Source organism: Candidatus Aalborgicola defluviihabitans (genome assembly GCF_016705985.1).
GTDB classification, from domain to species: Bacteria; Pseudomonadota; Gammaproteobacteria; order Burkholderiales; family Burkholderiaceae_C; genus Allorhodoferax; species Allorhodoferax defluviihabitans.
This window is the reverse complement of the sequence record NZ_JADJKN010000006.1, coordinates 362,588-378,233: the sequence shown is the minus strand read 5'-3', so window position 1 is coordinate 378,233 and position 15,646 is coordinate 362,588. Positions and strand designations below refer to the sequence as shown.

Annotated in this window: 14 protein-coding genes; 8 read left to right on the top strand and 6 right to left on the bottom strand. The window is 55.6% G+C overall.

Features of this window, described 5'->3' with window-relative positions:
* Positions 1 to 140 precede the first annotated feature (140 nt).
* From xseB to IPI80_RS09410, 4 genes are all read left to right on the top strand, one after another.
* Positions 141 to 404 carry an exodeoxyribonuclease VII small subunit gene (gene xseB / locus IPI80_RS09425; protein ID WP_413859407.1) on the top strand — a complete coding sequence of 88 codons (264 nt, stop codon included), beginning with the start codon at positions 141 to 143 and terminating at the stop codon, positions 402 to 404.
* Complete coding sequence (locus tag IPI80_RS09420; RefSeq protein ID WP_413859405.1) at positions 401 to 1,372, top strand: polyprenyl synthetase family protein; 972 nt, start codon at positions 401 to 403, stop codon at positions 1,370 to 1,372. Before xseB ends, IPI80_RS09420 begins: the two co-directional genes overlap by 4 nt.
* Positions 1,373 to 1,444: 72 nt before the next feature.
* Positions 1,445 to 3,331 carry a 1-deoxy-D-xylulose-5-phosphate synthase gene (dxs, locus tag IPI80_RS09415; RefSeq protein WP_413859403.1) on the top strand — a complete coding sequence of 629 codons (1,887 nt, stop codon included), beginning with the start codon at positions 1,445 to 1,447 and terminating at the stop codon, positions 3,329 to 3,331.
* Positions 3,332 to 3,510: 179 nt separating this feature from the next.
* Positions 3,511 to 4,590 (top strand): TRAP transporter substrate-binding protein, encoded by a 1,080-nt coding sequence (locus IPI80_RS09410; RefSeq protein ID WP_413859401.1) that lies wholly within the window; start codon positions 3,511 to 3,513, stop codon positions 4,588 to 4,590.
* A gap of 319 nt (positions 4,591 to 4,909) precedes the next feature.
* Here the strand turns inward: IPI80_RS09410 and IPI80_RS09405 are convergent, their stop codons facing one another.
* Positions 4,910 to 6,046, bottom strand: a complete 1,137-nt coding sequence (locus IPI80_RS09405; protein WP_413859399.1) for a YbdK family carboxylate-amine ligase — start codon at positions 6,044 to 6,046, stop codon at positions 4,910 to 4,912.
* Positions 6,047 to 6,117: 71 nt separating this feature from the next.
* On the bottom strand, positions 6,118 to 6,936 hold the full coding sequence (locus tag IPI80_RS09400) for a gamma-glutamyl-gamma-aminobutyrate hydrolase family protein (protein ID WP_413859397.1): 819 nt from the start codon (positions 6,934 to 6,936) through the stop codon (positions 6,118 to 6,120).
* A gap of 241 nt (positions 6,937 to 7,177) precedes the next feature.
* Between IPI80_RS09400 and IPI80_RS09395 the strand changes: the two genes are divergently transcribed.
* Positions 7,178 to 8,428: a cation:proton antiporter gene (locus IPI80_RS09395; RefSeq protein ID WP_413859395.1), complete on the top strand. Its 1,251-nt coding sequence runs from the start codon at positions 7,178 to 7,180 to the stop codon at positions 8,426 to 8,428.
* 32 nt (positions 8,429 to 8,460) lie between these two features.
* Positions 8,461 to 9,849, top strand: coding sequence for a TIGR00341 family protein (locus IPI80_RS09390; RefSeq protein WP_413859393.1), 1,389 nt, complete (start codon positions 8,461 to 8,463; stop codon positions 9,847 to 9,849).
* Positions 9,850 to 9,879: 30 nt separating this feature from the next.
* On the opposite strand, the gene IPI80_RS09385 is transcribed toward IPI80_RS09390, so the two are convergent.
* Complete coding sequence (locus IPI80_RS09385) at positions 9,880 to 10,410, bottom strand: hypothetical protein (RefSeq protein ID WP_413859391.1); 531 nt, start codon at positions 10,408 to 10,410, stop codon at positions 9,880 to 9,882.
* A 95-nt stretch (positions 10,411 to 10,505) separates the two neighbouring features.
* On the opposite strand from IPI80_RS09385, the gene pal reads away from it, so the two are divergent.
* Entirely contained in the window at positions 10,506 to 11,039 is a 534-nt protein-coding gene (gene pal / locus IPI80_RS09380) for a peptidoglycan-associated lipoprotein Pal (protein ID WP_413859389.1), read from the top strand.
* A gap of 13 nt (positions 11,040 to 11,052) precedes the next feature.
* On the opposite strand, the gene IPI80_RS09375 is transcribed toward pal, so the two are convergent.
* A complete protein-coding gene (locus tag IPI80_RS09375; protein ID WP_413859387.1) occupies positions 11,053 to 12,435 on the bottom strand; it encodes a chloride channel protein in 1,383 nt (460 codons plus the stop codon).
* A gap of 151 nt (positions 12,436 to 12,586) precedes the next feature.
* Between IPI80_RS09375 and IPI80_RS09370 the strand changes: the two genes are divergently transcribed.
* Complete coding sequence (locus IPI80_RS09370; protein ID WP_413859385.1) at positions 12,587 to 13,075, top strand: MarR family winged helix-turn-helix transcriptional regulator; 489 nt, start codon at positions 12,587 to 12,589, stop codon at positions 13,073 to 13,075.
* Positions 13,076 to 13,152: 77 nt separating this feature from the next.
* Here IPI80_RS09370 and IPI80_RS09365 read toward each other — a convergent pair whose 3' ends face one another.
* Both IPI80_RS09365 and IPI80_RS09360 read right to left on the bottom strand, forming a co-directional pair.
* Positions 13,153 to 14,922, bottom strand: a complete 1,770-nt coding sequence (locus IPI80_RS09365; RefSeq protein WP_413859383.1) for a TRAP transporter large permease — start codon at positions 14,920 to 14,922, stop codon at positions 13,153 to 13,155.
* A 14-nt stretch (positions 14,923 to 14,936) separates the two neighbouring features.
* A complete protein-coding gene (locus tag IPI80_RS09360) occupies positions 14,937 to 15,536 on the bottom strand; it encodes a TRAP transporter small permease subunit (protein WP_413859381.1) in 600 nt (199 codons plus the stop codon).
* Positions 15,537 to 15,646 lie beyond the last annotated feature (110 nt).

Sequence of the window (15,646 nt, the reverse complement as noted above, 5' to 3'; positions counted from 1 at the left end):
GCGCGGTGAAAAAGAGGCCGGGCACAGCGTAGCAGTGTTGCCGGAGGCGGGAGGGTTGATTGTACCCGGGGGGAACAGAGTCCCTGCGCAGCGCCTAAAATCGCGCATTACAGTTTTTTGACCGATCCAGTCCTACCCTCATGCCCAAGGCCAGTGCCCGCTCCGTTTCCGCTGCCGACCCCGCGTCTGCAAGCGCCTTGCCCGACACCTATGAAGCCGCCATGACTGAGCTGGATCAATTGGTGGGACAACTGGAGTCCGGTGATTTGCCGCTGGACCAGTTGCTGGCGGGTTACCAGCGTGGTGCGCAACTTTTACAGCACTGCCGCGACAAGCTACAGGCCGTAGAAGACCAAATCAAGGTTCTCGATGAAGGCACACTCAAGGTCTGGAAGCCCCAATGAACGCCGTCGCCACTTTCGCCGATATCGCGCCCGTTGCCGAGCACGGTTGGAGTCTCGATGCCTGGAGCAGCCAGGGGCTGGCACGGGTCGAACAGGCCCTGGACCGCTGGGTTACGGCTGAAGTGCCCATGGGGCTGGACCACGGTGCGCCAGCCCAGTTGGTTGCAGCCATGCGCTATGCGGTGCTGGATGGTGGCAAGCGTCTGCGCCCTTTGCTGGTGCTGGCCGCCCATGAGGCGGTTTGCGCACATGCAGGCGAAGCCACCCGCGACGCCGCCTTGCGCGCAGCCTGTGCGGTGGAGCTGATTCATGCTTACTCTTTGGTCCATGACGACATGCCTTGCATGGACAACGACGTGCTGCGCCGGGGCAAACCCACGGTGCATGTGCAGTTTGGTGAAGCCAGCGCCTTGCTGGCGGGCGACGCCCTGCAGGCCCTCGCGTTTGAACTGCTAACCCCGCAAGACGGTACGGTGGCACCCGCCACCCAGGCTCGTTTGTGTGCCTTGCTGGCGCGTGCCGCTGGCAGCGCGGGCATGGCGGGTGGCCAGGCCATCGACCTGGCCAGTGTGGGGCGGCCCCTGACGGAATCCCAATTGCGCGAAATGCACCAGCTCAAGACCGGTGCCCTGCTGCAAGCCAGCGTGATGATGGGCGCGCACTGCGCGCAGCCGGGTATTCAGGTCGCGCAGGCACTGCAATCCTACGGCTCGGCTATCGGCCTGGCGTTTCAGGTGGTGGATGACATTCTGGACGTTACCGCCGATTCCACCACCCTGGGCAAGACCGCTGGCAAGGACGCTGAGAACAACAAGCCCACCTACGTGTCGCTGATGGGCCTGCAGGCCAGTCGGGCGTATGCCCAGAACCTGCTGCGTCAGGCGCTGGGGGCGCTGGATGGTAGCGGCATGGTGCATACGCAGGCACTGCGTGCGCTGGCCGACATGGTGGTCAATCGGGTCAGCTGACTAAAAACTACGAATCAAATTGGCCGCTAGCCCTCGAATACTATGCGTAATACGCTACCAAAATAATAGCATATGCTGAACCTGAAGTACCCCTTGCTGCACGCCATCAACGATCCAGCGGACCTGCGTCTGGTGCCACGCGAACAACTGCGTGAACTCACCGATGAGTTGCGTGGTTTCCTGCTGGAAAGCGTCGCCAAGACCGGGGGGCATCTCAGCTCCAACCTGGGCACGGTGGAACTGACCGTTGCCTTGCACTACGTTTACAGCACGCCACACGACCGTGTGGTGTGGGATGTGGGCCACCAGACCTATCCGCACAAAATCCTGACCGGACGGCGCGACCGCATGGAAACGTTGCGCCAGTTGGGGGGGCTCTCAGGCTTTCCGCAGCGCGGCGAAAGCGCCTACGACACCTTTGGCACCGCGCACTCCAGCACCTCTATTTCTGCCGCACTGGGTATGGCCATGGCGGCCAAGATCCAGGGTGTGGAGCGCCATTCGGTGGCGGTGATTGGCGATGGCGCCATGACCGCCGGCATGGCGTTCGAGGCGTTGAACAATGCCGGCGTGGCTGACTGCAACCTGCTGGTCATCCTGAACGACAACGACATGAGCATCAGCCCGCCGGTGGGCGCGCTCAACCGTTACCTGGCGCAATTGCTGAGTGGCCGTTTTTATGCTGCCGCCAAAAACGTGGGTAAAAATGTGCTCAAAGCCGCGCCACCGCTGTTTGAGCTGGCCAAGCGACTGGAAGAACACGCCAAAGGCATGGTGGTGCCGGCCACGCTGTTTGAGAAATTTGGCTTCAATTACATCGGCCCTATCGACGGGCACGATCTGGACTCGCTCATTCCGACGCTGGAGAATATCCGCCTGCTCAAGGGCCCGCAATTTCTGCACGTGGTCACCAAAAAAGGGCAGGGCTACAAGCTGGCCGAGGCTGATCCGGTGGCCTACCACGGTCCGGGCAAGTTTGATCCTGCGGTGGGCTTGGTCAAGCCGGTCACACCGCCCAAGCAGACCTTCACGCAGGTGTTTGGCCATTGGCTGTGCGATATGGCAGCGGCTGACGAGCGCCTGGTAGCCATCACACCTGCCATGCGCGAGGGTTCGGGCATGGTCGAGTTTGAAGAGCGTTTCCCCAATCGGTATTTCGATGTGGGTATTGCCGAACAGCATGCAGTGACCTTCGCCGCAGGTTTGGCGACCGAGGGATTGAAGCCAGTCTTGGCTATTTATTCCACCTTCTTGCAGCGTGGCTATGACCAGTTGATTCACGACGTGGCCATCCAGAACCTGCCCGTGGTGTTTGCATTGGACCGCGCGGGTCTGGTCGGCGCCGATGGCGCAACCCATGCTGGCGCGTATGACATTGCGTACCTGCGCTGTATTCCCAACATCAGCGTGGCGTGCCCGGCCGATGAGAACGAATGCCGCCAATTGCTCAGCACCGCCTTTGCGCAAAACCATCCGGTAGCCGTGCGCTACCCGCGCGGCGCGGGTGCCGGTGTGGCGATGCAGGACGGACTGGACGCATTGCCCTTTGGCAAGGGTGAGATCCGTCGCCAGGGCAAAGGAATTGCCATTCTGGCCTTTGGTACGCTGCTGTACCCGGCGCTGGAAGCCGCACAGGCCCTGGGTGCCACCGTGGTCAACATGCGCTGGGCCAAACCGCTGGACACGGATTTACTGCTGCAAATTGCGCGCAGCCACCAGGCGCTGGTCACCGTGGAGGAAGGGTGTCGCATGGGTGGCGCCGGTAGCGCAGTGCTGGAAGCTTTGCAGGCCGCGACGCTGGAAGTGCCGGTACTGCAATTGGGGCTGGATGATGCCTTCATCGAACACGGTGATCCGTCCCGCTTGCTGACCATGCAGGGGCTGGATGCGGCCGGTATCCAGGCCTCTATCGCCCGCCGTTTTGCACCCTTGCTGGCGCCGGTGGCGCGCGCGGCTTGAGGGCACACTGCCAAGCTTGCAGAATCCTGAAGGGCATTTTTTTTGGCCCGTTTCAAGGGAAAACCCCCACGGTTGGGCGCACCACGGTTCCTACAATCTTTGGTGACTCGTAGCAGTCCTTGCTGGGCGGAACGCACTGTGCAGTGAGATTGTCTTAACCCCCTTTTGGAGTACCAAGAATGGATCGTCGATCAATCATTAAAAACGCCGGCATTGCCGGCGTCCTGGCCGCAGGTGCAGCACCGGCAGTGCACGCGCAGACCGCCATTCGCTGGCGCCTGGCTTCCAGTTTCCCCAAATCACTGGACACCATTTTTGGTGCAGCCGATGATTTCGCCAAGAAGGTCGGCGAAATGTCGGGCGGCAAGTTCACCATCACCACCCACGCTGGCGGTGAGCTGATGCCGCCTTTTGGTGTGGTGGACGGCGTGCAAAATGGTACGGTCGAAATGGCTCACACCGCGCCCTACTACTTCCATGGCAAGGATGAAACTTTTGCACTGGGCTGCGCAGTCCCCTTTGGCCTGAACAGCCGCCAGATGACCGCATGGATGTACGAGGGCAACGGCTTGAAGCTGATGCGCGAGTTCTATGCCAAGTACAACATTATCAATTTCCCCGGCGGCAACACTGGCGCCCAGATGGGTGGCTGGTATCGCAAAGAGATTAAGTCGGTCAAGGACATCAAGGGCATGAAGTTCCGCGTTGGCGGATTTGCTGGCCGGGTATTTGAGCGCATGGGTGGTGTGCCGCAAAATATCCCTGGCGGTGAAATCTACCAGGCGCTGGAAAAGGGAACCATTGACGCCGCTGAGTGGGTTGGCCCCTACGACGACCAGAAGCTGGGCTTCAACAAGGTTGCACCCTTCTACTACTACCCGGGTTGGTGGGAAGGCGGTCCACAGCTGGACTTCTTCATCAACGACAAGGCCTTCAACTCCCTGTCTGCCGAGAACAAGGTCATCGTCGAATGCGCGGCAGCGTTTGCCCACACATCCATGCAGGCCAAGTACGATGTCAAGAACCCTATGGCGCTCAAGCAGCTGGTGGGTGCCAACACCAAGGTTTTGCCTTTCCCCAAGGACGTGATGGACCTGGCCTTCAAAGAATCCATGGCTTTGTACAAAGAAGTTAGCGCCAAGAACCCCAACTTCAAAAAGGTCTACGACGACTACGCTGTCTTCCTTCGCGATGAAAACCTGTGGTTTCGTTTTACTGAAATGCGATTCGACCAGTTTATGCAGTCGCAAAAACTGTAAATCAGTTCCGCGCTTTACCAACAGAAAACCCCGCGCTGCGGGGTTTTTTTGTGCCTGGGGATCCGACGCCAGAGGTGATTCGTCCACTGCAGGTATTGCGATCCCGACGGAAACAGGTTGGGTTACCGAGATGCTGCCTTTGGAAATGGGCGTCGATACTGCCCACTAGCGCAGCCGTTCAAGTACGATTTCGGCTTGTTCGGGCAAGGTAACCTCAAATCTTCGCCGCCAACTTGGGCGGAGCTCCAATTCGGAATCAAGCATCCTATATCGGTTAATACGTGGTCGACCCAGTACCTCGCGTGCCGTTGCAATCCAATTACGTGAGCAACTGGCAGACTGCGTGAGAGTAACGCGACAGGCACCATTTCATGTCTTCAAGATTCGGTTTTTGGGCTTGAATTTCAGCCCAGGCAGCACGCATGACTTCATGATCCTGCTTTTGGCACATTTGGGTTTCCAAATACTCCAAATGCGATGCATCGGCGGCATAGGTAGGTTGATGCTTCGCCGCTTCAAAAATTTGTGCCATCCATATACGCGCTGGCATCCACTCCGCCGCGAATGGGTTGTACAAAGTCCCGTCCATGCCATTTTTGCAGGCGAGGAAGCGGCTCACGCGCTGTGCGGTTGCCGGCGGCGGCTTTGGGGAAAGGCGCCAATGGCCATCCAACGCCATAGAGGCACAGGCGCGGGTGAACGCCGCCATCGCGACGGCCTTTTTAATGGAAAGCGGTGTGTCGAATACCCGGACCTCGACGGTTCCGAATTCCGGCTTGGGCCGGACATCCCAATAAATGTCCTTCAGTGAATTGGCCAGGTCCGTCGCAAACACCTCGTCGCAGACTTCCTCAAAGTGCGCCCAGTCGCGCAACTCGGGCATAGGCCCCCCATGGGGATACATCAAAGTTTCGAGTGGGCGTGCAGCAGCGAAACCCGTATCGGCAAGCTGCAGGAAAGGCGACGCAGCAGCCATTGCGATGAACAATGGCGACATGGCCTGCAACACATTCCCGATGCGAATGGCGTCGTCACCAGAGGGCATGCCAATATGTACGTGCATTCCGTAGGTTGAAAAGCGTTTGGGCAGAAATCCAAACTTGCTTTCGAGCTCCTGTGCGCGATCGGTGGGTGCCATGATCCGGTCATTCCAAAACTGCGCCATTTGGGTTCCGCCGCCCCGAATATCCAGTCCCATGGTTTGAGCGATTTCGCGAATGTGCACGGCCAAAGTCTCAATTTCCTCATACATCGCGTCAGCGGATGTGTGGATGGAAGAATTGATCTCCATGGTGGACAGGGTTGCCTCCAGAGAGAAGCGCGCGATGTCTTCATGGTCGGCCAGGTTCTTCCAAATTTCCAGACTGGAAGGGGACAGCAGCCCCGTGGCTTGGTTGATGATTTGAAACTCCAGTTCAAGACCGAAGGTCAGTGCGTCTGATTTTGCGAATTCCATGATGATCTCCTCTTGATGGACGGATTGGTAATTGCCTGCACAAAGGCAAAGGCAAGCGCTGGTGTCAATCGCTAAACGACGGAACTTCTATTCGAACGCCTCGCTCGTGCCTCGCTGAGAAAGCAGTCCAGTATCGGCCGGTCATTGAAATTCGACGCAATGTCCGGCGAGTCAAATTCCGGGTGCCATTGCACACCAGCAACAAAGCTGCCGTTCGGCCGGCGGATGACCTCGATTCTTCCATCATTGGGGCATATCGCTTCCGTTTGAAAGCTGGGGGCTAGAACCTTGATTCCCTGATGGTGAATGCTGTTGACGGTAAATTCTGTTTGGCCGGGGTACAGTCCATGTAGCCAGCCACCCGGCGTGATTGAGAGCGCATGGATATTCTTCTCATATTGGCCATCACTGAAGTGGTTTACAGGACCCGGACACTGTGTCGGCAAATCTTGCCACAAGGTACCCCCAAATGCGACATTGAGCACCTGCAATCCGCGGCATATTCCAAACACAGGCTTGCCTGATTCGACGAAGGCGTGGATCAGCTCAATTTCATAGCGATCCCGCACAGGGTCGCCATGCCATTGGGGCTGTATAGGCGTTTCTCCATAGGATTGCGGTGCGACATCGTTTCCGCCCTGAAGCACCAGACCATCAAGCGCGTCCACATAGTGCCTCAAATTGAGGTGTTCTCTGCGAACCAGACTATCGGACTCAAAGGCCGGAATCATGACCGGAAGTGCGCCCGCTCGCATCAACCACAATGCCACGGATTGCTCCAGGTAATGCAGTGTTTTTGTCCACACCCCGCCGAGGTCGAGGATTGGGCCGTTGGGGTAGTAGATGCGGGCCGACACGCCAATGAGCATCGGTGGGTTTTCAAATGGCATTTTGCGTACCTCATGCTAGTTGAAGGCGTGCAAGACGCGTGCAGACAGTCCACGTCTATGATGGCGGGCCTGCCAAGAAACCCGATTGCCAGCGCAAATTGGTGCGGTGCAATGGGGTCGGATACAGCAATTATGGGGTAATTGCATGGGCCTGCTTCAAGCAGGTTTATGGGGCGCCTTCATGCGTTGGTTGAAGCCCGAAAATTGGCGCACGTCTGCTACACAATAAATAGGATTCTTCATGTTTGAAGTGGCCGTTATCTGCCTTTGCATTACTGCGGTTTTGGCGTATATCAACCACCGTTGGGTGGGTTTGCCTGGAACCATTGGCGTGATGTCCATTGCCATGCTCATTTCCCTGTGCATTGTGGGTATGCACCATTTGGGATTGGGTGAAATCTCGGTTCCGGCCATGGCATTTTTGCGCGGTATTGATTTTTCAATCGTGGTCATGGACGGCATGCTGTCGCTGTTGCTGTTTGCGGGGGCGTTGCATGTCGATATCAGCCAGCTTCGCAGTTACAAATGGCCCATTTTGGGTCTGGCGGTGATTGGCACGATGCTCTCAACGCTGATTGTTGGCGTTTGCACCTACTACATGCTGCATGCCGCAGGTCTGAGCACATCGTTTTGGTACTGCATGGTTTTTGGTGCATTGATTTCACCCACCGATCCTGTGGCTGTGCAGGGTGTCCTGAAACAATACAAAGCGCCAGACAGTTTGAATGTAGTGATTGCTGGAGAATCACTGTTTAACGACGGTGTCAGCGTGGTTCTCTTTTCGCTCTTGCTGGGCATTGCAATCAAGGGAGCTATTCCGCAGGCAGGTGACATCTCCTGGCTTGTATTGCACGAGGTCGGCGGCGGCCTGGCACTCGGGATGGTATTGGGTGCTGTGCTGTATTTCATGCTGCGCAGCATTGATAACTACAACGTTGAAGTGATGCTGACCTTGGCAGGTGTACTGGGCGGCTACTTGCTGGCGAAAAAATTGCACGTCTCCGGTCCGTTGGCGATGGTCGTCACGGGGCTGTTGATTGGCAACCATGGGCGCGACACGGCCATGTCCGATACAACGCGTCACCATGTGGACTTGTTTTGGGAGCTGGTGGACGAGATATTGAATGCTGTGCTTTTTGTCCTGTTGGGCCTGGAAATTATATTGTTGACTCTGTCATGGACGCTGTTCGGGATGAGTGTGGCTGTGATCGTCATTACGACAGTTGCACGGTGGCTGACGGTAGGGCTGCCCATTTGCCTGGCAGAGCGCAGGATGCGCCTGCCCAGAGGTGCCTGGAAGGTGCTGACATGGGGCGGGCTGCGTGGTGGTATATCAGTGGCCTTGGCGTTGTCCTTGCCGGCAGGCCCTTCCCGCAGCGTGGTTCTGGCGTTGACCTATGGCGTGGTGATTTTTTCCATGTTGGGCCAAGGGCTGACAATTGGCCGTGTTATTGAAAAATCCATCAGGACAGAAAATGGGATCAAGGAGTGAGTGTGAGCAATGAACGTCATCATGAAGCTGCTATGGAACCCGCATTGGCGCGGTTTAGGCATTCACTGGCCCATCGGTTCAGCCTGTTTGACGACAAGGCGGCGGATGAAGAAATTGAACGCCGCATTCGCGATGGTGTTGACCTGTCCGGTGCGACACCGTGGATTCTGATCTTTGCCATATTTGTGGCATCGGTAGGGCTTAACGTCAATTCCACGGCGGTCATCATTGGTGCCATGCTGATCTCGCCGTTGATGGGGCCCATCATGGGCGCTGGTCTGGGCGTTGCGGTTTACGATTTTGATTTGGTAAAGCGTGCACTCACCAATCTGGCGATTGCAACGCTGATCAGCTTGGTGGTTTCGGCGCTGTATTTTTTCGTGTCACCGTTGCATGAGGCGCAATCGGAACTGCTCGCCCGCACCACACCCACGGTATGGGACGTTCTCATTGCATTGTTCGGTGGTCTGGCTGGCATCATTGGTATGACGCGCCAGGAAAAGTCCAATGTAATTCCGGGTGTGGCCATTGCTACGGCCCTGATGCCTCCTGTTTGTACAGCGGGGTTTGGAATTGCCACGGGTCAATGGAGTTTTGTCGTGGGTGCGTTGTATTTGTACACGATCAATTGCGTTTTCATTGGACTTGCAACTGTCATTGGCATTCGCGTATTGAAGCTCAAGCGACACGGATTTGCCAATGCAAAGGTACAAAGGCAAGTTAAGTTCTACTTGCTACTCATCGCGTTGGGTACGGCGATACCCAGTACCTATTTGGCGTTCAATTTGGTAAAAGACGAAGTATTCAAATCCAATGTGAAGGCGTTCATTGGTCGGGAGTTCACGTTGGAAGGTACCCAAGTTGCCTACACGAAGATTGATCCCATCACCCGAACCATCGAGGTGGCATTGATTGGCCTACCCCTGAGTAAATCGATGCTCCAAAGTATCGAAGGACGATTGGCAGTTGCCAATCTGGCAGGTGCCAAAATTGTGGTGCACCAGACTGGAGACAATCGGGTGGATGTCACTGCGTTGAAGTCCAGCTTGTTGAGCGATTTGTACTCCAATGGCCAGGAGGCACTCAGACAAAAAGAAGAACAAGTCAAGAAACTGGAGCAGGAGCTTGCAGAGCGTAACGCCATTTACGAAAAAGCGGCCGATATTGATTTGGAACTACGGGCACAGTATCCCAATATTGCTTCCATTTTTCTGAGTGATGGTGTCGAACTTCATCCGGACGGCACAAAGACGAAGTTGGTTCAACTAACTGTCCGATCGACCAAGTCAATACCTTCAGCAGACAAGACCCGGATTGAAAACTGGTTCAAGGCACGGTCGAAGTCCGATGCGGTGGTTCTTAATTTTCGAATAGAACCGCAGCCCACTTCAGCGGCGAAACAGGGCAAAGCAAAAGTCTAGTTTGGGGTGGATGTGCGCCACGCGGCCAACTCAGAGTTCGGATCCATCATTGGTGACATTGGGTTTGAACACCAAACGCATGGAGCATTTGCCCGGTGTCATATCTCCAAACAAGGACACCTGGGCTTCCTGGATAACCCACATTGCGGACCGCGGGCTCAACCGGCTATCGATATCAGCGTAAAACTGCTGACCTTCACCATGCATCTGGTTGATTTGTTGAATGGCGGTTTCGAACCATTGTCCGGAGCCGCATTCTGCCGAACTGCTGGCCCAAGATTTTTCAATCCGCGACACCTTGCCGCTTTCCACAAAGTAGGTGTTCACAAAAGGCTGCCCTAGATACGGTTCCCCCGGTTTGGTCCACTTGCCCAACTCTCCTCGGGGTCCCTTGAGTGGACGAGAAATGCGCTTGATATTGGCGACGAGGGGTACAAAGTCGGCCTCGCGCAAGCCCAGATAGGAGATTTCATCGCCTGTGCTGATGAATGGTGCTTCAGACGGCCAGGCGTTCGCGCAGATGCATGCGCCGAGAACCCATCCGAGAATTGGCTTCTTCAAGATTTAACCAATCGAACAAATGTAGTTTGAAATAAATTGTAGCAAATGTATAATTTGCCCATCTCCCACTTTTCATACCGAGAAGAATCATCAAAATGATGCACGTTAAAAATCTGTTGACGCTGATGCTGGGCGCAAGTTTGCTTGCTGCTTGCTCCAGTGCCCCCAAAGTTGCGATCGAGAATCAACAACCTGCTGTTGCACAGGCTTCGGCTTCTACGCCCATGCCGCCAGCGGCCTCAAGGGTTGAGCCAGTAGTAATACCGCCGTATTTGGACCCCACAAGTGCAATGTCAAAAAATCGCAGCGTATTTTTCGACTACGACGTATTTGCAATCAAGCCAGAATACAACCAGATGCTGGAGATGCACGGAAAGTATTTGGAGACCAACCCAAAAATAAATATACGTGTGGAAGGAAATACCGACCAGCGTGGTAGCGCGGAATACAACCTGGCATTGGGTCAGAAACGGGCTGAGACTGTGGTTCGCGCATTGAAGGTTTATGGCGTGAAGGATTCGCAGATGGAGGCTGTTAGCTGGGGCAAAGAAAAGCCCGTGGCGATGGGGCAAACCGAGGCGGCATTTGCGCAAAACCGTCGTGCGGACTTGGTCTATCCCAGCAAGTAGTTCGATTTTTCGTTTACGTTGAGTTAGAGTGATGGAGTGATTTGGAGCCCTGCGGGGCTCCTTTTTTTGTGTCTGTGGAAGTGGGTTGCGGCAGGCGCAGTAGTTGCAGATCGGCCAGCGATGGGTACAACGGTGTACTGATGAGTCGGGCGATGGCACTGGACACCATGGCGCTGGTCATCAGGCTCAAAACCAGAGCATGCCCGTCCACCATTTCCATGACAATGATGAAAGCCGTCATAGGTGCCTGCGTAACGGCCGCCAAGAATCCGGCCATTCCCATTGCGATGAGTGCGGCGGTATACGGGTAACCGGTCAATTGGGCCACGTCATTTCCCAGGGCCCCACCAATGGTCAGTGCTGGCGCAAAAATACCGCCTGGCACGCCAGACCAGGTTGTCAGCCAGGTTGCAATAAACTTGAACAATACGAATAACGAGATAGATTCTCCGTTACTTTCCAGCATATTGCGTGTATGGGCGTATCCGCTGCCATAGCTCTCTCCATGGCTGGTGATGCCCAGTATCGCAATGCCCAAGCCGCATGCAGCGGCAAATGCGACGGGCGAGCTGCGCCGCAGCTGGCTGAACCAGTCTTGCGACCGCCCTGCCAGAGAGACCATCATTAGCCGGGAGAACAGCCCGCCCGCAATGCCGCAGCTGATGACAACCATGGCGGCTGGGAACAACAACGCCGTTGAAAGTTGGCCAATGCGAATAACGCCAAAATAGCTGGAATTCCCATTGAAGGACACGGACACCATACCTGCCAGGACGATCGCCACCAGAATGAGACTGTTGTTGCGCTGTTCCGGCTTTCTGGCCAATTCCTCAATCGCAAACATGACGCCGCCCAGGGGCGTATTGAAAGCGGCTGCGATTCCGGCCGCACCGCCAGCGATCAGCAAGCTGTGCTCGGATATATGTGCACGTTTTGGAATCCACCGTCGGCTGTGGTGCAAGACCCCAGCAGCAATTTGCACCGAAGGCCCCTCGCGCCCCAGTGAAAGTCCGGCGAGCAGCCCCCACGCCGATAGTGCAATTTTGATAATCGAAAGTTTGAGCGAAACAAAAATGGACCTTGATTTTTCATCGACAACGGGTTCCAGTGCCGCCATGACTTGCGGAATGCCCGAGCCCGAGGCTCCCGGTGCGAAGCGCAGCGTCAGCCATACGATGCAGGCGGTCGATAGGGGTGTCCACAACAATGGCATCCACCAATAGAGCTTTTCAACCAAAGAAAATCGGGCCAGTGCGTGTTCCGTTAGCCATGTGAATCCTACAACCGTCATGCCAGCAATCGCTGCAAAAGCGATGACCAGGACGCGACCACTCCAAAGATGCCAGTTGTAAAACTCTTTCCTGACTGCCGACATGACGTGGGGGTGTTGTCGCATGCTTAACTTTCGTGGTCAGCCAAATAGGTTTTAAAACAGGATGTCATTTTACATTGCAACAAATGTAAAATGTGCATTCAATACTATTGACTAGGTTCGATGGTGTTACCAGACGGCCTATCATGGTGGGTCCTATAGCAACTTATTATTCATGACTTCAGAAAAAGCAGGCAAGCCCGACCCCGTCACTCCAGCCAAGGTTTTGCGGCGGTTTCGGGTGGTCTTCAATGCCGTACGAACGCATTTTCGGCAAATTGAAAAGCGGGTTGGCCTGGGGGGAGCCCAGGTCTGGGCGTTGAGTTTGATTCGCAGCAACCCTGGTATTGGCATGGGCGGAATCGCTGCCAATATGGACATTCACCAATCTACAGCCAGCAATTTGATCAAAACGCTGGTGCTCAAGGAATTGATCACCATGGAGAAGTCGGCAGAAGACCGCCGCAGTGTCGAACTTCGCATCCTGCCGGCCGGGCGCAAGCTGTTGACCAAGGCGGGGGGGCCCTTTGAAGGGGTGCTGCCCGTCGCCTTGGGTAACTTGCATGAAAAGACCCTTAAGCGATTGGACTGTGATCTTGGCGAATTGATAGCCTTGCTGCAAGCCGATGAAGCAGCGGAAGAAACACCGTTGGCCGAGATTTGACACACTTGCACTATTTACATAAATTAAAACGCCCCGCAATGCGGGGCGTTTTCTATTCAGGGATTTATGGCCGCTGATTACTTCTTGGTATCGCCATTCATGGAGTCCTGCATGGCCTTCATGGGGTCTTCCTCTCCAGTCTTGCTCTCGGCCCCAGGGGCTGAGGCATCGGCTGCAGGCAGATCGACGGGCTCCTCGGTTCGGGTGGCTGCTTCCATCTGCAACTGAACCTGGTTCAGATCGACTTTAACTTCCTTGTCCAGACCACTGGAGACAATACCCGGGAAGAAGATGATCAGGCTCACCATGATGATCTGGATAACCACGAAGGGCACTGCACCCCAGTAAATTTGCATGGTGGTTACCGGAGCAATGGGCTTTTGGGTCACCCGATCGTTGTATTCCTTGTTCGGTGCCACGCTACGCAAATAGAACAAGGCGAAGCCAAAGGGTGGGTGCATGAATGAGGTCTGCATGTTCACGCCCAACAGGATGCCAAACCAGATCAGGTCAATGCCCAACTTCTCCGCCACGGGGGCCAGCAGCGGCACCACGATAAATGACAGCTCAAAGAAGTCCAGGAAAAAGGCTAGGAAGAAAATCAGCAGGTTGACCACAATCAGGAAACCAACCTGGCCACCGGGCAGGCCGGTGAGGAGGTGTTCCACCCATTTCTGACCGTCCACACCCTGGAACACCAGGCTGAAAATGGTGGATCCCACCAGAATGAAAACCACAAAGCTGGCCAGTTTGGTGGTGGATGTGAGGGCCTGTTTGAGCAGCGTAATACTCAGGCGACCGCGTGCCCAGGCCATGATGAGAGCACCCATGGCACCCATGGCGCCGCCTTCGGTGGGTGTAGCAATACCTAAGAAGATGGTGCCCAGCACCAGGAAGATCAGCAGAAGGGGCGGGATCAGCACGAAGGTCACACGTTCAGCCATGCGTGAGAGCAGGCCAAGACGGGTGATCTTGTTCAAAAGGGCCATCACAAAGGCCAACATGACACCGGCACACATGGACACGACAATGGTCTCATCCTTGGCAACGCTGTCGACCGTCTCGCCCTTGAACCAGCTGTAAACATTCGCATAGTGCTCGCCAAAGTAGACGGCCACGCCGGTCGCCACAATGGTCAGAATTAGCAGCGACAGCAGGCCGCTCTTGCCGTTGTCTTCACGGATAGTGCGTGCTTCCAGGGGCAGGGCCGGCACCATAGCTGGCTTAAAAATCGCAATAAAAATGACCCAACCCACATACATGGCTGTCAGCATGAAACCGGGAATGAAGGCACCCTTGTACATGTCACCCACGCTGCGTCCCAATTGGTCAGCCAGAATGATCAGTACCAGAGATGGTGGAATGATTTGGGCCAAAGTACCAGAGGCGGTAATGACGCCGGATGCGATGCGCCGGTCATAGCCATAGCGCAACATAATGGGCAGTGAGATCAGGCCCATGGAAATGACCGAGGCAGCTACCACCCCGGTGGTGGCTGCCAACAAGGCGCCCACAAAGATCACCGCAAAGGCCAGACCACCGCGCACCGGGCCGAACAATTGGCCAATAGTTTCCAGCAGGTCTTCGGCCATGCCGCTGCGCTCCAATATGAGCCCCATCAGCGTGAAGAAGGGAATGGCCAGCAGCGTGTCGTTCTGCATGATGCCGTACAGGCGCAGGGGCAGGGCCTGGAGCAGGGCCTCAGGCAGTACACCCAGTTCAACGCCGACAAAACCAAAGAACAGGCCGCAAGCGCCCAGACTGAAAGCCACTGGGAAACCCAATAGCAGGAAGAAGATCAGCCCCAGGAACATGATCGGGGCCAGATTGTTGATGATGAGTTGCATGGATGTTTCCCCGATCAGGCAGCTTTGTTCTTGGATTCAGCCAGCAGGCGAATCGCCTCGGCCAGCTCTTCTTCAGGAGTTTTGGCGACTTTTTTGGCTGTGGGGTCTTCGATTAGTCCTTGCAGGAAAGCCAGGCGCTTGATCAGCTCCGACCAGCCTTGCAGCAGCAACAGCGAGAAGCCGATGGGGATCAGCGCATACACCGGCCAGCGGATCAGGCCACCGGCGTTGGTGGAAATTTCACCGGATCGGTAGCCATTGAGGAAGAAAGGCACGCCAAACCACAGCATTGCGACACATACGGGGGTCAGGAACGCCGCAAATCCAAATACATCGACCCACATTTGCGTGCGCTTGGAGAAGTGGCTGTACACCACGTCGATCTTGACGTGCTCGCCATTGAGCAGGGTGTAGGCCGAAGCGATGAGGAATGAGGCGGCAAACAAATACCATTGCACTTCCAGAAAGGCGTTGGAGCCCACACTGAAAACCTTGCGGACGATGGCGTTCACGGCACTGATGACAGTGGAAGCGAGGATCAACCAGATAACGTACCTGCCGATGAAGCTGTTAAGCCCATCGACTGCTTTTGAAAACTTGAGTAAGGCGTTCATTGTGTCTCCGCAATGGATGAAGTTGTTACTGGCCCAAATTGCTCGCCAGATGGTGGGCAAAGTCTAAAGCGTATTGCCGCTGATGGCTTTAGGAAAGCTGACGGAAGATG